We start from the raw sequence: 20,257 nt of genomic DNA on the forward strand, positions 1-20,257 counted from the left end.
CGCCAGGCCTGCCCGCTAGGGCCCCGCCCGCCGGCCCGACGCCCGCCTGGGGGCGCGCAGGGACGCGACCCGTACTCTGTGCAGGTGCAGTTGCAGCAGCTCGCCTACTTCGTCGCGGTCGCGGAGGTACGCCACTTCACGCAGGCCGCGGAGATCCTGCGGGTGGCGCAGCCTTCGCTGTCGAAGCAGATCCGCGCGCTGGAGACCGAGCTGAGCGTCTCCCTGTTCAGCCGCGCCCGGGGGAACATCACGCTGACTCCGGCCGGTGAGGCTCTGCTGCCACTGGCCAAACGCATACTGGCCGACGTCGACACCGCCCGCCTGGAGGTACAGGAGCTCGCCGGCCTCAAACGTGGCCGGGTACGGCTCGGCGCTACACCGTCCCTGTGCGCGGGCCTCCTGGCGGACGTTCTGCGCCGCTTCCACGACGCCTATCCGGGGATCCAGCTCCTCGTCGAAGAGGGCGGTTCACGGGACCTCGTCCGGGAGCTGACCCGTGGCTCCCTGGACATGGCCCTGGTCATCCTCCCTCTCCAGGGTGACCCGCCACTGGACACCATCCCGATCCTGCGCGAGTTCCTGGTGGTGGCCTCCCCGACGGGTACCGAGCCGGGCATGCCGGAGCGTTCTCTGAAGGCGGCCCAGTTGCCGCGCCGCTCGTACCTGCGCATCGAGGATCTCCGGAACCGCCCGCTGGTGATGTTCCGTCCCGGCTACGACCTGCGCGAGGCGACCATCGGCGCGTGCCGTGCGGCGGGGTTCGAGCCCCGGTTCGCGGTCGAGGGAGGCGAGATGGACGCCGTCCTCCGCTTCGTCGAGGTCGGTCTCGGGGTGGCGGTCGTCCCCAGCATGGTCCTCGCCGGACGGCCCGGCCTGCGCGGAACCCCGCTCGTCCTGGCGGACGAGGAGGCGCGCCGCGGCCGCCACGGTCCCGGCCTCCTCCGCACGATCGCCCTCGCCCACCGCAAGGACGTCGAACTGACCCACGCCGCCCGCGCCTTCCAGGACACTTTGGAAACGTTCCTGGTGGAAGCCGGCCTGGCCGGCAGCCTCCCGGCAGGCGTGGAAACCCTCGTCCACGACTAGGCTCCTAGGGGCCCTACACCTAAGACGAACAGTGGGGTCGCGCATACCGACTCTCCGCCGGTGGGAACTAGGTCGTTTGGAAGGTGACGTAGTCGTCCGGGACGAGGTGCGGAGGGTTGGCGGCTTGGGTCGCCTCGGGCTCGATGGGGCGGAACATGTCGAACACGACGATGGGGACGTCGCGGCCAAGGGTCTTTTCGATCAGGCCGGAGGAGCGCATGTGCTTGGCCGTGTCAATGCAGAGTTCGTCGAAGTGGGCGCACAGGGCCTCTGACTTCTCGTCTTCTAGGTCCTCGGGGAGATCGCCTTCGTACCAGAGGCCGAGGCTCTTCACCTCGTCCAGGTAGAGGTCCGTGCCGACTGGGTCGTCGGGGTGGTGGCCCACTGGGCCTGACTCCTCCAGGAGCATGTAGGCGTAGTTCCAGCGGAACTCCACGGGGTCCGGGGAGGAGGACGCTTCGAGGTTCTGCCGGACGTGGGCCTCCGTGTTGTAGCCGATGGCCATGTACGGGTCGTACGGATAGTCCCAGAGCTGGTGGACGTTCGAGTACTCGCCGTGCGAGATGCGGAGCGAGATGACGTAGATGTCAGGGCGAAGGGCGTCCGGGAAGGAACGCAGGGCTTCTCCGGCCGCGTGGCGCATGTGGTCCTGGAGGGTCATGGGCCTCATGATCGTGGGTCGAGGGAGCGGAGGCGAGCGAGGACGCCGGCCGTCTGGGGTGTCTGGAGGTCCTCGAAGATGGCGAGGGCGCTGATCCAGCAGTGGCGGGCGGCGCCATGGCGTCCCATGTGCAGGTGGGCTCGGCCGAGGTTGTAAAGGGTCTCGCCCTGGCCAGGGCGGTCGCGCGCCTCCCGGAAGGCGTCCAGGGCCTTTCTGTAATGCACGATGGCGGCGTCGAAGTCGCCCTGCCCGGCGCGGGAGTAGCCGAGGCCGTGCAGCGCCCAGCCTTCGGCGTGGGGGTCGGCGGCGATGGCGTGGGCCTGTTCGAAGTAGCCGAGCGACGTGGTGAACTCGTTGAGTCCCGCGTGCGCGTAGCCGAGGGCGGTCAAGGCCATGCCGGTGCTCGGGCGTTCCCCGGCTTCCCGGGCGAGGCGCAGGGACCGCCCGTGGTGGACGACCGCCTCGCGGAAACGCTGGAGGCGGCGGCAGGCGTAGCCGAGGCCGTGCAGGGCCCAGCCCTCACCGCTCCGGTCGCCGATCCGGACGAAGATGTCGCGGGCCGCGCCGAAGAGGTCGATCGACTCCTCGAAGTTCCAGCGGTGCTGGCTCGCGTGACCGAGCCCGGCGAGGGCATAGGCGATGCCGCGGTCGTCATCGAGGTGTTCGGCGGACGCGAGGCCGTCGCCGAGGGACTCGATCCAGTCGGTCCACGGGCTGCGGAGGAAGAAGAACGTCCACAGGGCCAGCGGGAGCCGCCACGCGATGTCGTGCTGGCCTTCGTCGGCCGCGGCGCGGGCGGCGGCGATCAGGTTGAGCCGCTCGGCCTCGCACCACCCGCGCGCCTCGTCCGCCGAGGTGAAGGTGAGGGGGAGGCCGGGGGCATCCGGGAGGGTGAGCGTCGCGGTGATGCGGTCGGGGCACAGGATGCGGCGGGCGTTGTCGGCGGTCCCGAGGTACCAGGCCAGGACGCGCCGGAGGGCGTCGGTGCGTTCCGCGCCGGTGAGGCCGTCGTCGAGTGCGGGTACGCGGAAGCGGCCCTCGGCGCATTCCTCGAGGCGGAGATCGCGCAGGATGACGCCGGTCTCGTCTGCGGGGACGTCGAGGAGGGCGGCGGCCGCCGGGACCGAGATCTCCGCGCCGGGATGCAGGGACAGGAGCCGGTGGACGCGCGTGGGGGCGGTGCGGCAGCCCACGAGGCGTATCCAGCCGCGTGTGTGCGTCTCCTTGACCGACACCGCGACCGGACGGTACGTGTCGGCGTCGCACGTCGGGCACTGCCGGACGACCTCCTGGTAGAACCAGTCGGACGCGATCAGCCCGACCGCGCCGGGGGAGTCGCGCAGGGCGTCCTTGAGCGGATCCGCGTCCAGGAGCCGGCACGCCGTGACGATCGCGCTGCCGGTGACACCGTGGGCGTCGTAGAGGACCTCCCCGGCGTGCAGGGCGACGCGGATCTTGATGCGTGCCCCCGGTGGGGCGCTGCCGTTGTGCCGTTCGAGGGCGGCCGCCAGCTTCGGGGGGAAAGGGCCGGCCAGCCGTTCCTTCGGCACGTCCGGGTGGACGATGATGAGCGCGCCGTCCCCGCGGTCCTCCGACTCGAAGGACACCTCGGGTACGCCGGATCCGGCCAGCGCCTCGGAAAGGGCCTCGAACAGGCCCCTGCGCACGGTGAGTTGGTCCGGGTTGGTCCGGCCCCCGTAGCCTTGGACGTCCACGCACAGTATCGACCGGTGCACCGCGAGTGCCGTTGCGGCAATACCGTGCATTCGTCCATGCACATGCACTGTCTTATGCACGTGCATACCGTACTGCAAGATCTCGACCCGGTCAGGGACTTTGTGCGGAAGCGAAAGTGGCCGGGTTAGGCGGTCAGGAGATCGCTCAGGAGACGGGCCCGGACGGTGTCCTCGTCGCCTTCCGGCGGATGCCAGGGGCAGGCGACGTCCAGCGCCGCCACGCGGCCGGTGGCCATGATGCGCCGCACCGACGCGAGCACCGCCTCGTACGACGGTCCGCCCCCGACCGGGTACTTCAGGCCGGGCAGCTCGCTCTTGTCGATCACGTCCACGTCGATGTGGAGCACGAGAGGACCATCGGGCAGGACGACGTCGTCCACCGTGCAGCGCCGGACCCGCGACGCGGCCAGGAACTCCGCCTCGGCCGGGTCGAGGTCGCGGGCGTCCACCAGGACGGCGCGCTCCTGGGGCAGCGGGCGCAGCCCCAGCCGGTCCGCGAGCAGCTCGGGATCGGCGCCGATGATCTGCCGCAGCGGCATCCCGCCCAGGTAGCCCGACGTGGAGCTCTCCATCGAATGGATGTCGCCGTGCGCGTCGAACCAGACGATGGAGGCGTCCACGCCCGCCCGCTGGACGCCGGCGAGGACGGCCTCGGCGACCAGGCAGTCGCCCGACACCACCGACGGCCTCGTCCCGCCGATGACCTGGTCGGTGACCTCCGCGGACACCAGCTCGAACAGCGCGGCGAGGCGCTCCCAGATGTCGCCCTCCGGCAGCTCCCGCGTCACCGGGATGAAATCGGGACCTGGAAGCGGAAAGGACGAGTCGGGCAGTCGTTCGTCCTGGTGGTAAGGGACCAGCGTGATCGTCATGTGTCCACAGTAGAAGGGTCCGGCGTGAAAAGGCCCCGCCCGGTACTCCGGGCGGGGCCTGCTTGGGGGGAAGGGGTCAGCGCTTCTTGCCGCCCGCGGCCGCCTTCAGGTAGTCGTGGTTCAGCCGCCCGATGACGTCCAGCGGGATGCCCTTGGGGCAGGCGGCGGTGCATTCGCCCGTGTTGGTGCAGCCGCCGAAGCCCTCCTCGTCGTGGGTCTCCAGCATGGACACGACGCGGTCCCACCGTTCCGGCTGCCCCTGCGGCATCAGCCCGAGGTGGGTGACCTTGGCGCCGAGGAACAGGGCGGCCGAGCCGTTCGGGCAGGCCGCGACGCACGCGCCGCAGCCGATGCACTCGGCGGCCTCGAAGGCGCGGTCGGCGTCCGGCTTCGGGACGGGCGTCGCGTGCGCCTCGGGGGCGGTGCCGGTCGGCGCGCTGATGTAGCCGCCCGCCTGGATCATCCGGTCGAACGACGAGCGGTCGACGACCAGGTCCTTCACGACCGGGAACGCCGCCGCCCGCCACGGCTCGATGTCGATGACCTCGCCGTCCTCGAACTTGCGCATGTGGAGCTGGCAGGTCGTGGTGGCGCGCTCCGGGCCGTGCGGGGTGCCGTTGATGACGAGCGAGCACATGCCGCAGATGCCCTCGCGGCAGTCGTGGTCGAACGCGATCGGCTCGCCGCCCTCGGCGATGAGCCTCTCGTTGAGGACGTCGAGCATCTCCAGGAAGGAGGCGTCCGGGGAGACGTCGTCGAGTTCGTACTCGACCATCCTCCCCTTGTCCCGGGGGCCGCTCTGGCGCCAGACGCGCAGTGTGAGCTTCATGATTCCTGTAGGACCTCTGCTACTTGTAAGACCGCTGCGTCGGCTTGACGTATTCGAAGTTCAGGGCCTCCTTGTGGAGGACGGGCTTCGCGCCCTCACCGGCCCACTCCCAGGCGGCGACGTAGCCGAACCCGTCGTCGTCGCGCTTGGCCTCGCCGTCCTCGTCCTGGCTCTCGGCCCGGAAGTGGCCGCCGCACGACTCGGCGCGGTGCAGCGCGTCGATGACCATCAGCTCGGCCAGCTCGAAGAAGTCGGCGACGCGGCCCGCCTTCTCCAGCTGCTGGTTGAGCTCCTCGCCCTTGCCGGTGACCTTGACGCGTTCCCAGAACTCCTGGCGCAGCGCCGGGATGAGGTCGAGGGCCTTGCGCAGCCCCTCCTCGGTGCGTTCCATCCCGCAGTACTCCCACATGATGTGGCCCAGTTCGCGGTGGAACGAGTCGACGGACCGGTCGCCGTCGACCGACAGGAGCCTGTCGATCTGCGACGTCACCCGCTCCTCGGCCGCCAGGACCGCGGTGTCCGCGACCGGCCCGAACTCGTTGCGGGCGATGTAGTCGCCGATCGTGTTCGGCAGGACGAAGTAGCCGTCCGCGAGGCCCTGCATCAGCGCGGACGCGCCGAGGCGGTTCGCGCCGTGGTCGGAGAAGTTCGCCTCACCGATGACGAACAGGCCGGGGATGCTCGACTCCAGGTCGTAGTCCACCCACAGGCCGCCCATCGTGTAGTGGACGGCGGGGTAGATGCGCATCGGCGTGTCGTACGGGTTCTCGCCGGTGATGCGCTCGTACATCTCGAAGAGGTTGCCGTACTTGGCCTCGACCTTGTCCCGGCCGAGCCGGCCGATCGCGTCCGCGAAGTCGAGGTAGACGCCGAGCCCGCCGGGGCCGACGCCGCGTCCCTCGTCGCACACGTTCTTCGCGGCGCGGGACGCGATGTCGCGCGGGACGAGGTTGCCGAAGGACGGGTAGATGCGCTCCAGGTAGTAGTCGCGCTCGTCCTCCGGGATCTCGGACGGCTTGCGGCTGTCGCGTGTCCCCGCGCCGCGTGTCTCCGCGCCCCGCGCTTTCTTCGGCACCCACACCCGGCCGTCGTTGCGCAGGGACTCCGACATCAGCGTCAGCTTGGACTGGTGGTCGCCGCTGACCGGGATGCACGTCGGGTGGATCTGCGTGTAGCACGGGTTGGCGAACAGCGCGCCGTGCCGGTGGGCGCGCCAGGACGCGGTGACGTTCGAGCCCATCGCGTTCGTGGACAGGAAGTACACGTTGCCGTAGCCGCCGGACGCCAGCACGACCGCGTCCGCCGTGTAGTTCTTGATCTCGCCGCTGATCAGGTCGCGGACGACGACGCCGCGCGCCCGGCCGTCCTCCATGATCAGGTCGAGCATCTCGTGCCGCGCGTACAGCTCGACGTTGCCGGCGTCGACCTGCCGCATCAGCGCCTGGTAGGCGCCGAGCAGCAGCTGCTGGCCCGTCTGCCCGCGGGCGTAGAAGGTGCGGGAGACCTGCGTCCCGCCGAACGAGCGGTTGTCGAGCAGCCCGCCGTACTCGCGGGCGAACGGGACGCCCTGCGCGACGCACTGGTCGATGATGTTCCGGGAGATGTCGGCGAGCCGGTACACGTTCGACTCGCGGGAGCGGAAGTCGCCGCCCTTCACCGTCTCGTAGAACAGCCGGTACACGCTGTCGCCGTCGTTGCGGTAGTTCTTGGCGGCGTTGATGCCGCCCTGCGCGGCGATCGAGTGGGCGCGGCGCGGGGAGTCCTGGAAGCAGAACTGCTGGACGTGGTAGCCGGCCTCGCCGAGGGTGGCGCCGGCCGAGCCGCCCGCCAGGCCCGTCCCGATGATGATGATCTTCTTCTTGCGCTTGTTGGCGGGGTTGACCTGCTTGGCCTCGAACTTGCGGGTCGTCCAGCGGTCCTCGATGGAGCCCGCGGGGGCCTTGGCGTCGGCGATCGGCTCGCCGGACCTGTAGAAGCTGTCGATCATGTTCAGCTCACCCATCCGAACGTGATGGAGACGGGGACGGCGGTGAAGCCGAGCGTCAGGAGTACGGCGACGCTCACGGCCAGGCCGCGGAGGAGGCGTTCACTGCGCGGGGTGCGCAGCCCGAGGGTCTGGAAGGCGCTCCAGATGCCGTGGTGGAGGTGCAGGCCCACGAGGACCACCGCGACGACGTAGAAGGCGGTGATGTACCAGCGGGACGGGTCGAAGCCGGCGATCATCCGCTGGTAGGGGGTGTCGTCGGCGCCGAGCGGGTTCACGACGAAGAACGTGAGGTCCAGCAGGTGCCAGACGATGTAGAACGCGATGATGACGCCGCCGTACCGCATCGTGCGGGTGGCATAGCCCTGCGCGTGCGACTTGTTCTTCTTCGACTGGTACTTGACGGGACGCGCGGCCGACGCGCGGCGGGCCAGCGACACCGCCGACCACATGTGCAGGACGACCGCCACCGCCAGGACGATCTCGATGAGCGTCAGGACGGTGCGGCGCGGTACCGCGGGCTCGCCGATCGTGCGCAGCCAGTGCGCGTAGTGGTTGAAGTCCTCCGCGCCGTAGAAGATCTTCAGGTTCCCGATCATGTGCGAGATCAGGAACAGCACGAGGATTACGCCGGTCACGGCCATGACGGCCTTCTTGCCGACTGTCGATCGGTAGATCGCGGGTATCGCTATAGCCACATGGCGAAAGCTACGTCGGCCTGGGCCGAGAGTTCCAAGTCATCAACGCACTCGTTTCGATAGCCCTGGGCTATGGGTGCAGCGGAACGGGTACTGAGGCCGTTCCCGGACGAACAGGGCGGTGAGTGACTTCACAGGACGTTCCGGAACTTCTCCCTCAAGTGACGCAGAAGACATTGACGAAGGTCAAAGGCACCTGGTCAGAACCGCGCCGGACGCCCCACCGCCCCCTCGGCATCCTGCCGGGACAGCAGGAGGACGGCCAGGTCGTCGGTCAAGGAGTCGCCGTTGAGGCGCTCCACCTCGGTGACGAGCTCGTCGATGAGGGACCGCCCCGTCGCGCCGCCGCCGCGTGCCCCGCGGGCCAGTTCGACCAGCCCGTCGGTGCCGAGCCGGTCGGAGCCCTCGTCGACCTTCCCCTCGATCAGGCCGTCGGTGTAGAGCATCAGCGCCCAGGACTCGCCGAGGTCGATCTCGGTGGTGGGCCACTCGGCGCCGGGCAGCAGGCCGAGCGCCGGGCCGTGCGCGTAGTCGGGCAGCGCCGCCACCTCGAACCCGCCCCCTCCGGCCGGCCCTCCGGTGGCCCCCTCGTCGCGGAACAGCAGCGGCGCGGGATGGCCGGCCAGGTGCATCCGGGCCGTCCGCCGCGACGGCGCGATCGTGATCATGCAGAGGGTGGTGAAGATCTCCTCGCTGCGCCGCTCGTGGCCGAGGACGGTGTCCAGGGTGCCGAGGAGCTGCTCGCCGGTGTGCCCGGCCAGCACGAGCGTCCGCCACGCCATCCGGAGCTGGACGCCGAGGGCCGCCTCGTCCGGGCCGTGCCCGCACACGTCCCCGATCATCAGGTGGACCGCGCCGCCCTCGGTCTGCACGGTGTCGTAGAAGTCGCCGCCGAGCAGCGCCCGCCGCCGGCCGGGCCGGTAGCGGGTGTGGTGCCGCAGCGACGGGTCGTCGATCAGCGGGACGGGCAGCAGGCCGCGCTCCAGCCGGGCGTTCTCGCGGCCGAGGATGCGGGCCTCGACGAGCCGCCGCTCGGTCTCCTCCGAGCGCTTGCGCTCGATGGCGTAGCGGATCGCGCGGGCCAGCAGCGGCGCGTCCACCTCCTGCTTGACCAGGTAGTCCTCGGCGCCCGCGGCGACGGCCTGCACGCCCAGGTGGGCGTCGTCCAACCCGGTGAGGACGACGACGGCGGCGGGGCTGGGGAGGGCGAGCACCTGCCGCAGGCCGTCCAGCCCGTCGATGCCGGGGGCGGACAGGTCCACGAGGATGCACTGGGTGCGGCGCGTCAGCGTCCGCCTGGCGGCGGACAGGTCGCCGGCGACGCTGATCTCGACGTCGACGCCGCTCTCGGCGAGCATCTTCTCGACCATGAGGACGTCGCCGGGGTCGTCGTCGATGAGGAGCAGGTCGATCCTGTCCTCGGCTCCCGGCGTGAAGGGATACGTCTGCTGACTGATGGTGCTCACAAGGCTTCCGGAAAGTCGGCTGGCTGAACGGCTTTCGTCCGGCCCGGTGACCTGGCCGCAAGTGCCTTCCGAGGACGAAAATCGTTCACATGGCAACGGCTGTGGCGCTCGGCTTTATTCCCGCTGGGGAGCGGGACGGGGCCGCGCCGGGGGAGCGGCATTGGCCTAGCCGCCGGAGTCCCGGCTCAAGGAGCGGGAAGAAGCGTCGCTCCGTTGATCCAGACCTTAGCGTGTCCGCGCCGGAGCACGCACCCCCCGGACGCGTCCGGGCGGGTATTTGCGGACAGGCCGGAACCAGCCGCCATCGCCGAAAAACCAGTCGAACTCCGGGTGTCCGGCTACATAACCTTCGTCTGTGAAGCCGTTGCCGGAAAAAGATCCTGGCACGCCCGACCACAGATCCCCCGCGCGCTACCTGCTGTGGCTGCTGCGCGTCCAGTGGCGCACCGCCACCGCGGGCGCGGTCCTCGGCGTGGTCTGGATGCTCAGCCAGGCCCTGATGCCCGCCGCGATCGGCCGCGCCCTCGGCGACGGCGTCGTGGCGCGGGACGAGAGCGCGCTCGTGGCGTGGGCCGCCGCGCTCCTCGCCCTCGGCGTCGTGCAGGCCGTGACGGGGGCCGTCCGGCACCGGTTCGCGACGTACAACTGGCTGGCCGCCTCCTACCGGACGGCCCAGCTCGTCACCCGGCAGGCCACCCGGCTCGGCGGGACGCTGCCGAAGCGGCTGAGCGCGGGCGAGGTGGTGAGCGCCGGCATGACCGACGTCAACCACATCGGCGGGGCCCTGGACATCGTCTCCCGCGGGGCGGGCGCCGTGGTCGCCATCGTCGCCGTCGCCGGCATCCTGCTGTCCACCTCGCCGCCGCTCGGCCTGATCGTGCTGGTGGGCGTCCCGCTGATCCTGGTGATCGCCGCACCGCTGCTGCGTCCCCTCCGGGACCGGGAGCTGGCGCACCGCGAGCTGGTCGGCGAGCTGTCCACGCACACCACCGACCTGGTCGCGGGCCTGCGGGTGCTGCGCGGCATCGGCGGCGAGGCGCTGTTCTCCGGCCGCTACCGCGCCGAGTCGCAGCGGGTCCGGGCGGCCGGGGTGGCGGCCGCGCGGGCCGAGACGCGGCTGAACGGCGCCGAGGTGCTGCTGCCCGGCCTGCTGATCGCGCTGGTGACCTGGGCCGGGGCCCGGTTCGCCGTCCAGGGGACGATCGGCGTGGGGGAGCTGGTCACGTTCTACGGCTACGCGGTGTTCCTGATCGTCCCGCTGAAGACCCTCGGGGAGGCCGCGGGCCGGATCACCCAGGGACTGGTCGCGGCGGGCAGGGTCACCGCCCTGCTGGACATCGAGCCGGAGCTGCCGCACACCGGGACGGCACGCCCGGCGGCGCCGGCCGAGATGACCGACATCGCCTCCGGGCTGGTCGTGCGTCCCGGCCGGGTCACCGCGATCGCGGCGGACGACCCGCGCGACGCGCAGGCCATCGCCGACCGGCTCGGACGGTACCGGCGGGGCGCGGTCGACTACGGCGGCGTCCCGCTGGACACCGTCGCGGACGTCCGGCGGCGGATCCTCGTCGCCGTGAACGAGGACCGCCTCTTCTCCGGGCGGCTCGCCGAGAGCCTCGCGCCGGAACGCGGCCCGAAAGCCGGCGGCGCCGCGCTCAACGCCGCCGTCCGTGCCGCCTGCGCCGAGGACATCGTCGACTCCGTCGGCTTGGACGCGCACGTGGTCGAGGCGGGACGGGAGTTCTCCGGCGGCCAGCAACAACGACTCCGCCTGGCACGGGCACTCGTCGCCGATCCGGACGTCCTCGTCCTGGTGGAGCCGACCAGCGCGGTGGACGCGCACACGGAGGCGCGCATCGCCGACCGGCTCGGCCCAGCGCGCGCGGGGCGCACCACGGTGGTGTGCACGACGAGCCCGCTCATGCTGGCCCGCGCCGACCACGTGGCCTTCGTCCATGACGGCCAGGTGACGGCGGAGGGAACCCACCGTGACCTGCTGGACATCGAGCCCCGCTACACGGCCACGGTGACCAGGGAAGAGGCCTCGCCAAGGGAAGAGACCTCGCCAAGGAAAGAGGCCTCGACCAGGGAAGAGGCCTCAACCAGGGAACAGGCCTCGCCAAGGGAAGAGACCGTGGAAAGGGCCGAGACGTGAGCGCCGAGACATTGCCGGTGGCGACGCCCCCGCAGGTGCGGGCGTACGCGCGGCGTCTCGTCCTGCGGTACCCCCGGGACCTCGCCGTGGTCCTCGCCCTACACGCGCTGGCGGCCGCCACGGGCCTCGTGACGCCGCGCCTCCTCGGCGCCCTGGTCGAGGACGTCCGCGACGGCCGGGCCGACATCGACACGACCGGGCTGGCCATCGCCGCGTTCGTCATCGTCCAGGCCGTCCTGACCAGGTACGCCTACTTCGCCTCCGCGAGACTCGGCGAACGGGTGCTGGCCGGCCTGCGCGAGGAATTCGTCGACCGCGTCCTGGCGCTGCCGCTGTCGAGGGTCGAGCGCGCGGGCACCGGCGACCTGGTCACCCGCGCGTCCCGGGACGTGGACGCTCTGAGCACCTCCGCCCGCTACGCGATGCCGGAAACGGTCATCGCCATCGTCGTCTGCGCGTTCACGGTCGGCGCGCTGCTGCTGAACGGCCCGCTCGTCGCGCTGCCCGCCCTGATCGCCGTCCCGCTGCTGTGGGCGGTGATGCGCTGGTACCTGCCCCGCGCCCACCGCGGCTACCTGCGGGAGAACGAGGCGTGGTCGCACATCGCCGGCGGGCTCACCGAGACCGTCCAGGGCGCCCGGACGGTCGAGGCGCTCGGCCTCGCCGGCCGCCGGCACGCGCGAAGCGACGCCGACATCGCCGCCTCGTACAAGGCCGAGCGCTACACGCTGCGGCTGCGCACGGTCCTGTTCCCGATCGCCGAGATCGGTTTCGTGCTGCCCGTCGTGGCGACGCTGCTGTGCGGCGGCCTCCTCTACATCAACGACATGGCGTCGCTGGCGCAGGTGACCGCCGCGACCCTGTACGCGCAGCAGCTCATCGAGCCGGTGGACACGATGCTGTCGTGGCTGGACGAACTGCAGCTCGGCGGCGCGTCCCTGGCCCGCCTGCTCGGCGTCGGCAACGTCCCGCCGGACCGCACGCCGAACGGCCGCAGCCCGTCGGGGGAGCGGCTCACGGCACGCGGCGTCCGCTACTCCTACCGCCCCGGCTCGGATGTGCTGCACGGCGTGGACCTCGACCTGAGACCCGGCGAACGTCTCGCGATGGTCGGCCCCAGCGGCGCCGGAAAGTCCACGCTCGGCCGCCTGCTCGCCGGTGTCGACGGCCCGCGATCGGGCTCGGTCACCATAGGCGCCGGAGGCGCGCCGGGGGGTGTGGGGGGTCGTCCCCCCTCGGGGGAGAGCGGTTCGGACGGCGGCGTCCCGCTGGTCGAACTGGGGCTGGACGACCTGCGCTCCCACGTCGCACTGGTCACCCAGGAGCACCACGTGTTCCGCGGGACGCTCCGCGAGAACCTCGTGATGGCCCGCGCGGGCGCGTCCGACACCGAGATGGAGCGGGTTCTGGAGGCGGTCGACTGGGACGGCCCCGCCCTCGGCGCGCTCGTCGGCTCCGGCGGCGCGACGCTGACGCCCGCCCAGGCGCAGCAGCTGGCGCTCGCCAGGCTGGTCCTGGCCGACCCGCACACCCTCGTCCTGGACGAGGCGACCTCGCTCCTCGACCCGCGCGCCGCCCGCCGCCTGGAGCGCTCGCTCGCCGCCGTCCTGGACGGCCGGACCGTGGTCGCGATCGCCCACCGCCTCCACACCGCCCACGACGCCGACCGCGTGGCCGTGGTGGAGGACGGCCGCATCACCGAACTCGGCACCCACGACGAACTGATCGCCGCGAACGGCTCCTACGCCGCCCTGTGGCGCTCCTGGCACGGAACCTGAACAGGTCAGCGGGAGAGCGACTGCTTGAGGTAGTCGACCTGTAGGTGCAGGAGGTTCTCCGCCACCACCTCTTGCGGGGTCATGTGGGTCACGCCTGACAACGGCAGGACGGTGTGCGGGCGTCCCGCGGCCAGGAGGGCGGAGGACAGGCGGAGCGTGTGCGCGGCGACGACGTTGTCGTCCGCCAGCCCATGGATGATCATGAGGGGGCGCTTCAGCTCCCCGGCCATCTCGATGAGGGAGTTGGCGGTGTAGTTCTCCGGCTCCTCGTCAGGGTGGCCCAGGTAGCGCTCGGTGTAGTGGGTGTCGTACAGGCGCCAGTCGGTGACCGGCGCGCCCGCGATGCCGGCGTGGAAGACGTCCGGTCGGCGCAGCACCGCCAGGCCCGCCAGCCAGCCGCCGAACGACCAGCCGCGGATGGCGACGCGGTCGAGGTCGAACGCGGCGGGATGCCGGCGCGCCGCCTCGATCAGCGCGGTGATCTGGTCCTCCAGGATCGGCTCCACGAAGTCGCCGTGGACGGCGCGTTCCCAGCCGGGCCCGCGTCCCGGCGTGCCGCGGCCGTCGGCGATGACCACGGCGAAGCCCTGGTCGGCGAGCCACTGCGGCTCGCAGTACGCCCGCTGGACGGCGAGGACGCGCTGCGCGTGCGGCCCGCCGTAGGGGTCCATGAGGACGGGCAGGCGGCCGTCGCCGGACCGCCAGCCGGACGGCAGCAGCACGGCCGTGCGGATCTCGCGGTCCCCCGACCGCAGCAGCTCCACCCGCGGAGTGATCACCGGCGTCTCGGCGAGAGACACCACCGGGTGGACACCGGACGGCGTGCGAACCTCGATCTCCGTGCCGGGACGGTCCAGCCGCGCTCCCGTGACCACGGTGATCCCGCCCGAGCGGACGCCGCCGAAGACGCCCTGCCCCTCGGTGATTTTCGTCACCTCGCCGCCCGCGCAGGAGTAGAGGTGGATCTCGGTGGGGTCCTCCGAGGCGGTGAACAGGATCGCGTCGCCGTCCACCCCGAGCACCGACCGGATCTGCAGGCCGGGGGGCGTGACGGGCGTGCCCGCGACGGTGATCCGGCGCGTGCCGGCCTCGCGGTCCTCGGTGGCCCAGACGAGGTCGCCGCCGCCGGTCCGGGCGGGCAGGCCGGGGACGATCTCCGTCCACACCGGGTCGTGCTCGTTGTGCAGGAGGGCCGTCTCCCCGTTGGACGGGTCGACCCGCAGCACCCGCTGGACCCGCTGGTCGCGCGGCTGGACGACGATCAGCAGGCCGTGCCGGTCCCAGGAGGCCGTCACGACGTAGGGGAACATGCCGCGGTCCCAGGCGACGCCGAGCCGGCCGCCGTCGACCTTGAGCAGCGCCAGCGACACCATCGCGTTCGGGGTGCCCGCGGCCGGGTAGGCGATCTCGGCGGGTGCGGCGTCGGGGTTGGCGGGGTCGGCGATGTGCCAGCGCTGCACCGGGGTCTCGTCGACCCGGGCGACGAGCAGCGTCCCGCCGTCCGGGGACCACCAGTGGCCGCGCATCCGGCCCATCTCCTCGGCCGCGACGAACTCGGCGAGGCCGTAGGAGACCTGGTCCGACTCCGGCTGGACCAGCGCCCGGTCGTCCGTGCCGTCCATCTCGATCAGCCGCAGCGTCCGCCCCGACACGTACGCGATGCGGCGTCCGGCCGGGTCGGGACGAGGGTCGAAGACGGGCGCCTGGGCGGGCAGCTCGCGGACGAGCGCGGTGTCCAGGTCGGCGACGTAGAGGCGTCCGCCCAGCGTGAAGACGGCCTGCCGCATGGCGCGGTCGGTGGCGTACCCGACGATGCCGCCCGCCTGCTCGCGGGCACGCTCGCGCCGGGCCCGCTCCTCGGCGGGCAGGTTCTCCTCGCCCGGGACGTCCAGCGCCGCGGGGTCGGCGACGCAGCGCTCCTCCCCGGTGGCGGTGTCCAGCGTCCACAGGCAGGTCACCGGGTCGTCGCCCGCCCTGGTGCGCAGGAACGCGACGCGTGTCTCGTCCGGCGCGATCTGGAAAGCGCGCGGAACGCCCAGGCTGAACCTTCGCGTGCGGGCGCTCTGCCGCGGATAGCTGATGCTCATGGCATCCGAGTCTGCCAGTAGGGGCTCGATCCGTTCGGTGACGGTGCCGAAGTACGGGGCATGGTGGCCTCCCGGGCCGTATGATCACGGGTCGTCACATGATGGGCGGGGAATGGCCCGTGCCCGGGTCGGCGCTCGCGTAAGCTCAAAGCTTCCCCAAACACTTTCGTCGTCGCGGGCTTGAGGAGTGTCAATGCCGGAGCTGCAGCCGGGAGATCCCCAGCGGCTTGGCTCGTACGAGATCGTCGAACGGCTCGGTGAAGGCGGCCAAGGCGTCGTCTACGCGGGTGTCGACCCCTCCGGGAACAAGGCCGCGATCAAACTTCTGCGTGCGGACCTCGCCGGCGACACGATGGCGCGCAACCGGTTCGTCCGTGAGGCGCAGGCGGCCAAGCAGGTGGCGCGGTTCTGCACCGCGCAGGTCCTGGAGGCCGACGTCGCGGGCGACCAGCCCTACATCGCCAGCGAGTACGTGCCGGGCCCGTCGCTGTACAAGCAGATCACCGAGACCGGTCCGATCATCGGCGCGGCGCTGGACCGGCTCGCGATCGGCACCGCGACCGCGCTGGTCGCGATCCACCAGGCCGGGATCGTGCACCGCGACTTCAAGCCGCACAACGTGATCATGGCGCCGGACGGCCCGCGGGTGATCGACTTCGGGATCGCGCGGGCCCTGGACACCGGGCAGACCGCCGCGACCAAGGCGATCGGCACCCCCTCCTACATGGCGCCCGAGCAGGTGGCGGGCGCCACGCTCACCGAGGCCGTGGACGTGTGGGCGTGGGCGACCACGATGGTGTTCGCCGCAACCGGACGGCCGCCGTTCGGCGACGACACCGTCGTCGCGGTGATCAACCGGGTGATGCACGAGCCGCCGTCGCTGGAGGGCGTCCCGGAGAACCTGCACCGCCTGATCGGGGCGTGCCTGGTCAAGGAGCCGGAGCGGCGGCCGACCGCGCAGCAGCTCATGATGGCGCTGATCGGCAGCGGTCCGGGCGGCGCCGGGCAGACCCGCATGGACGACCCCGCGCAGGCCACCACGATGCTCGCGGAGGGCTCGACGCTCGCCGCGGGCGGGGCCGCAGCGGGGATGATGGCCGGTGCGCCGGGCCAGGGGACCCGCCCGGTCGCGCCCCGCGACTACACCGGGAACCTGCCGCCCGCGCAGCCCCCGTACGGCGCCGGCGGCGGCGCCGGACGCGGCCGCTACGACGAGTGGGAGCCCGAGCGCAAGTCCAAGTGGCCGATCGTCGCGGCCATCGCGGGCATCGTCGCGGTGGCGGTGGTCGTGGGCCTGTTCATGTCGACCCGAGGGGGCGACTCCCCGAACTCGCCCGTCACGCCGTCGGTCACCGACTCCGCGTCGGTCGAGGAGACCCCGACCGACGAGGAGACCGAGCAGGAACCGACGCCGACCCGGACCCGGACGCGCGAGAACACGCCGCCGCCGCAGACGTCCTTCCCGACGCAGGACCCGACGACGCCCCCGCCGGACGACCCGCCCACGACCACTCCGGACGACCCGCCGACGACCACTCCGGACGACCCGCCGCCCACCGGCGATGGCGGCGGCGGTGGTGGCCCCGGCGGCGGCGGTGGCGGCGGCGGTGGTCCCGGCGGAGGCGGAGGCGACTGAGCCACGGCGATCCCGTGGTGGGGCCGTGGTGGGGCCCGTGGTGCCGGATCGTGATGTGCGGAGGGCCGCTCCGTGCAGGGCGGTCATCACCTGGGTGCCGTTCCCTGAGTAGGCTCGTTGACTATGAAGGAGCCGCGGATCCTGTTCGTCCACGCCCATCCGGACGACGAGTCCATCGGGACCGGGGCGACCATGGCCAAATACGCCGCCGAGGGCGCCCACGTATGCCTGGTCACCTGCACGCTGGGTGAGGAGGGCGAGGTCATCCCCGAGGACCTGCGCCACCTGGCGTCCGACAAGGAGGACCGCCTGGGCGAGTACCGGATCGGGGAGCTCGCGGAGGCGTGCGCGGCGCTCGGCGTGAGCGACCACCGCTTCCTGGGCGGACCGGGCCGCTGGCGCGACTCCGGCATGATGGGCGCCCCCTCGAACGACCATCCCCGCTGCTTCTGGCGGGCCGACGTCGAGACCGCGGCGCTGGACCTCGTCCCGGTCATCCGGGAGGTCCGGCCGCACGTGATCGTCACCTACGACGAGCGCGGCAACTACGGCCACCCCGACCACATCCAGGCGCACCGCGTCGCGTGGCGTGCGTACGAGCTGGCGGCCGACCCCGCCCACGAGGGCCCCGTCCACCAGCACGGCGTCAACGAACACGGCGTTCACGAACACGGCGTCCACGAACAGGGGGCGGAACCGTGGCGGGCGTCCAAGTTCTACGCCTACGCCACCCCGCGGACCGTCCTGGCCCGCGCGATCGCGGTGATGCGGGAGGCGAAACTGCCGTTCGCCCGCGTCGCCGGGCTGGACGAGCTGGGCTCCGGCGTCCCCGACGGCCAGGTCACCTCGGTCGTGGACGGCCGCGCCCACCTGCCCGCCAAGCTCGCCGCCCTGCGCGCACACCGCACCCAGATCATCGTGGCGCCCGAGGAGGCCGGGCCGTTCTTCGCGCTGTCGAACAACCTGGGCCAGCAGGCGTTCGGCACCGAGCACTTCATCCTCCAGGCCGGTGAGCTGGGGCCGCTGGGCCCCGGGCGCCGCGAGAGGGACCTGTTCGCCGGGCTCACCGGCCCGGACGCCTGAACGGCTCGATACGCTGACGGGCGTGGACGAGGACGACGAGTCCCAGGTGAGCCTGGCTAAGAACGGCCTTCCGGCAGACGGTGCCGCTGCCGATCCCGGCATGGAACGCCCGGACGGTGAGGCGCCGCTCGACGCGTTCCTGTCCGGCGCCGCCTACGCCGCCCTCGGCCTGCTCGGCGCCGTGTTCGGGCTGCTCGGCTCGTTCGCGCAGAACTGGACCGCCGGCCCGGTGCCGGCCGCCTCGATCGTCCTGGTGGGGTTGGTCTTCGTCATGGTCCGGCTGGCCGGGACGGGCATGGGGGGACGGCTCGGCGCGACGGTCCCCGCCGTCATGTGGGGCCTCGTGGCGTTCGTGATGTCGATGCGCCGTCCCGAGGGCGACCTCATCGTCCCCGGGACGACCGCCGGATACATCTTCATCATCGGCGGGATGCTGGCCGCCGTGGCGGGGGTCATGCTGGTACCCGCGGCCCGCCCGCCGGGCGACTGGCTCCTCGGAAAGGCCGCCCGCACCCGCGGCTAGCTGTACTCAGCCAAGAGCCCGGGGCCGGGAGGCCGCGCCGGTTCAGGAGGGCAGTGCGGCCTTCTCCGGCTCGACCTTGACGAGGGCGCCGCTGCGGTGGTTCCTGAGGAAGAGGCACGCGAACGCGCTGAGCGTGATGAACGTGATCGGCAGCGCCAGCGTCGGCGGCAGGGCGTGCACGAAGCCGTGCGAGTACACCTGGGAGGCGAGCTCCTGGATGCGGTCCGCGACGTCCTGGGGGACGCCGGGCGGTGCCTGCTGCTGGGAGCCGTCCTGGGCCGCCGCGCCCACTTCCAGGCCGCCCTCGGCTGCGCCGGCGAAGCCGTCCACGAAGCCGTCGCGCAGCTCGGGCGGCAGGGCCGACGACCGGGCCGTCGCCTCGTCCTCGAGGGCGGCCGCGAGCCGGTTCTGCATGACGGCGCCCACTGCCGCGCTGCCGAGGACGGCGCCGACCTGCCGGATCGTGTTGGTGACGCCGGAAGCGGCGCCCGCGAGCCGCGGCGGGACGTTCCGGGTGGCCTCGGTGGTCATCGGCGGGAACACGCCGCTGATCCCGAACCCGATCACGGTGACCGGGGCGATGAACACGGTCCAGTGCGCCCCCACGTCGGAGACGATCGCGAGCCACAGAATGCCCGCGGCGTAGAGGCCGAGGCCGGGGACGAGGATGTACTTGCCGCCGATGCGGTCGGACAGCCGGCCCGCGAAGGGCGAGAGGACCGCCGACAGCGCGGAGGCGGGCGCCAGGATGAGTCCCGCCTGGAGGGCGCTGTAGCCCAGCACCGACTGCAGGTAGATCGTCATCGGGAGGAAGACGCCGATCATGCCGATCGACACGGCCGCGCCGACGAAGTTCAGGACGGTGAAGTTGCGGTCCTGGAACAGCGAGAACGGGACGAGCGGCTCGCGGCCCTGCCGGGTGCGCTGGTGGGCGGCGAAGGCGGCGAACAGCGCGCCGCCGGCCGCGATCAGGCCCCAGATCCATGCGTTCCAGTCGTGCTTCTGGCCCTCGGTGAGCGCGAACGTCAGGCAGAACAGCGCCGCGGACGCCAGCAGGACGCCGGTCAGGTCGAAGCGGTGCCGCACCGTGCGGGTGTGGCCGGGCAGGACGATCACGGCCATGACCAGCACGAGGGCGCCGACCGGCAGGTTCACGAAGAAGATCCACCGCCAGTCGAGGCTGGTGACCAGCAGGCCGCCGATGGTCGGGCCGGCGACCGTGGACACCCCGGCGACCGCGCCCCAGATGCCGAGGGCGGCGCCGCGCCGGTCCGCCGGGAACACGGCGATGATGATCGACATGGTCTGCGGCATCAGCAGCGCCGCGCCGAGGCCCTGCACGGCGCGGGCGGCGATCAGCTGGGTCGGGTCCTGCGCGACGCCGCAGGCGAGGCTGGACAGCGTGAACAGCGCGACACCCGCGATGAACAGGTTCTTCTTGCCCCACAGGTCACCGAGCCGCCCGGCGGTGATCAGCAGGACGGCCAGCACCAGGATGTAGGCGTTGACGACCCACAGGATCTGGTCGAGCGAGGCGTCCAGCTGGTCGAGCATGCTCGGGATCGCGATGTTCACGATCGTCAGGTCGAGCAGTGTCATGAAGAAGCCGAGGGAGAGCGTCAGCAGGATCGCCCAAGGATTCCCCCGCCACCGTCCTGCAGCC

General features: G+C 71.9%; 15 protein-coding genes. 6 read left to right on the forward strand and 9 right to left on the reverse strand.

Going from position 1 to position 20,257, the window contains the following annotated elements:
• Nucleotides 1-84: 84 nt before the first annotated feature.
• On the forward strand, nucleotides 85-1,086 hold the full coding sequence (locus E1285_RS31535) for a LysR substrate-binding domain-containing protein (RefSeq protein WP_132158220.1): 1,002 nt from the start codon (nucleotides 85-87) through the stop codon (nucleotides 1,084-1,086).
• 67 nt (nucleotides 1,087-1,153) lie between these two features.
• Here E1285_RS31535 and E1285_RS31540 read toward each other — a convergent pair whose 3' ends face one another.
• From E1285_RS31540 to E1285_RS31570, 7 genes are all read right to left on the reverse strand, one after another.
• Complete coding sequence (locus E1285_RS31540) at nucleotides 1,154-1,747, reverse strand: hypothetical protein (protein WP_132158221.1); 594 nt, start codon at nucleotides 1,745-1,747, stop codon at nucleotides 1,154-1,156.
• A 5-nt stretch (nucleotides 1,748-1,752) separates the two neighbouring features.
• Nucleotides 1,753-3,462 carry a tetratricopeptide repeat protein gene (locus E1285_RS31545; protein WP_132158222.1) on the reverse strand — a complete coding sequence of 570 codons (1,710 nt, stop codon included), beginning with the start codon at nucleotides 3,460-3,462 and terminating at the stop codon, nucleotides 1,753-1,755.
• A gap of 146 nt (nucleotides 3,463-3,608) precedes the next feature.
• Entirely contained in the window at nucleotides 3,609-4,355 is a 747-nt protein-coding gene (locus E1285_RS31550) for an arginase family protein (protein ID WP_132158223.1), read from the reverse strand.
• A gap of 76 nt (nucleotides 4,356-4,431) precedes the next feature.
• Nucleotides 4,432-5,184: a succinate dehydrogenase/fumarate reductase iron-sulfur subunit gene (locus E1285_RS31555; protein ID WP_132158224.1), complete on the reverse strand. Its 753-nt coding sequence runs from the start codon at nucleotides 5,182-5,184 to the stop codon at nucleotides 4,432-4,434.
• Between the two features lie 19 nt (nucleotides 5,185-5,203).
• A complete protein-coding gene (locus tag E1285_RS31560; protein WP_132158233.1) occupies nucleotides 5,204-7,171 on the reverse strand; it encodes a fumarate reductase/succinate dehydrogenase flavoprotein subunit in 1,968 nt (655 codons plus the stop codon).
• Nucleotides 7,172-7,173: 2 nt separating this feature from the next.
• Entirely contained in the window at nucleotides 7,174-7,866 is a 693-nt protein-coding gene (locus E1285_RS31565) for a succinate dehydrogenase cytochrome b subunit (RefSeq protein ID WP_132158225.1), read from the reverse strand.
• Nucleotides 7,867-8,066: 200 nt separating this feature from the next.
• Nucleotides 8,067-9,332 carry a SpoIIE family protein phosphatase gene (locus E1285_RS31570; RefSeq protein WP_243723178.1) on the reverse strand — a complete coding sequence of 422 codons (1,266 nt, stop codon included), beginning with the start codon at nucleotides 9,330-9,332 and terminating at the stop codon, nucleotides 8,067-8,069.
• Nucleotides 9,333-9,687: 355 nt separating this feature from the next.
• Between E1285_RS31570 and E1285_RS31575 the strand changes: the two genes are divergently transcribed.
• Both E1285_RS31575 and E1285_RS31580 read left to right on the forward strand, forming a co-directional pair.
• Nucleotides 9,688-11,487, forward strand: coding sequence for an ABC transporter ATP-binding protein (locus tag E1285_RS31575; protein ID WP_132158227.1), 1,800 nt, complete (start codon nucleotides 9,688-9,690; stop codon nucleotides 11,485-11,487).
• Nucleotides 11,484-13,265, forward strand: coding sequence for an ABC transporter ATP-binding protein (locus E1285_RS31580; protein WP_132158228.1), 1,782 nt, complete (start codon nucleotides 11,484-11,486; stop codon nucleotides 13,263-13,265). Before E1285_RS31575 ends, E1285_RS31580 begins: the two co-directional genes overlap by 4 nt.
• 5 nt (nucleotides 13,266-13,270) lie before the next feature.
• On the opposite strand, the gene E1285_RS31585 is transcribed toward E1285_RS31580, so the two are convergent.
• Nucleotides 13,271-15,352, reverse strand: coding sequence for a prolyl oligopeptidase family serine peptidase (locus E1285_RS31585; protein WP_132158229.1), 2,082 nt, complete (start codon nucleotides 15,350-15,352; stop codon nucleotides 13,271-13,273).
• 193 nt (nucleotides 15,353-15,545) lie between these two features.
• Here E1285_RS31585 and E1285_RS31590 point away from each other — a divergent pair, with 193 nt between their 5' ends.
• The 3 genes from E1285_RS31590 to E1285_RS31600 all read left to right on the forward strand — a co-directional run bounded on the left by E1285_RS31590 (nucleotide 15,546) and on the right by E1285_RS31600 (nucleotide 18,594).
• A complete protein-coding gene (locus E1285_RS31590) occupies nucleotides 15,546-16,988 on the forward strand; it encodes a serine/threonine-protein kinase (protein ID WP_132158230.1) in 1,443 nt (480 codons plus the stop codon).
• Nucleotides 16,989-17,111: 123 nt separating this feature from the next.
• Nucleotides 17,112-18,071, forward strand: coding sequence for an N-acetyl-1-D-myo-inositol-2-amino-2-deoxy-alpha-D-glucopyranoside deacetylase (mshB, locus tag E1285_RS31595; RefSeq protein WP_132158231.1), 960 nt, complete (start codon nucleotides 17,112-17,114; stop codon nucleotides 18,069-18,071).
• Nucleotides 18,072-18,093: 22 nt separating this feature from the next.
• On the forward strand, nucleotides 18,094-18,594 hold the full coding sequence (locus E1285_RS31600; protein WP_132158232.1) for a DUF6113 family protein: 501 nt from the start codon (nucleotides 18,094-18,096) through the stop codon (nucleotides 18,592-18,594).
• Between the two features lie 42 nt (nucleotides 18,595-18,636).
• Here E1285_RS31600 and E1285_RS31605 read toward each other — a convergent pair.
• Nucleotides 18,637-20,257: MFS transporter (locus E1285_RS31605; RefSeq protein WP_243723179.1), on the reverse strand; the 1,621-nt coding region annotated here is incomplete at its 5' end.

Source organism: Actinomadura sp. 7K507 (assembly GCF_004348425.1).
Lineage (GTDB): Bacteria > Actinomycetota > Actinomycetes > Streptosporangiales > Streptosporangiaceae > Spirillospora.

Coding starts and splice junctions, on each gene's coding strand:
- E1285_RS31585 (WP_132158229.1), bottom strand. CDS start 15,352: ATGAGCATCAGCTATCCGCGGCAGAGCGCCCGCACGCGAAGGTTCAGC.
- mshB (WP_132158231.1), top strand. CDS start 17,112: ATGAAGGAGCCGCGGATCCTGTTCGTCCACGCCCATCCGGACGACGAG.
- E1285_RS31560 (WP_132158233.1), bottom strand. CDS start 7,171: ATGATCGACAGCTTCTACAGGTCCGGCGAGCCGATCGCCGACGCCAAG.
- E1285_RS31550 (WP_132158223.1), bottom strand. CDS start 4,355: ATGACGATCACGCTGGTCCCTTACCACCAGGACGAACGACTGCCCGAC.
- E1285_RS31555 (WP_132158224.1), bottom strand. CDS start 5,184: ATGAAGCTCACACTGCGCGTCTGGCGCCAGAGCGGCCCCCGGGACAAG.
- E1285_RS31590 (WP_132158230.1), top strand. CDS start 15,546: ATGCCGGAGCTGCAGCCGGGAGATCCCCAGCGGCTTGGCTCGTACGAG.
- E1285_RS31540 (WP_132158221.1), bottom strand. CDS start 1,747: ATGACCCTCCAGGACCACATGCGCCACGCGGCCGGAGAAGCCCTGCGT.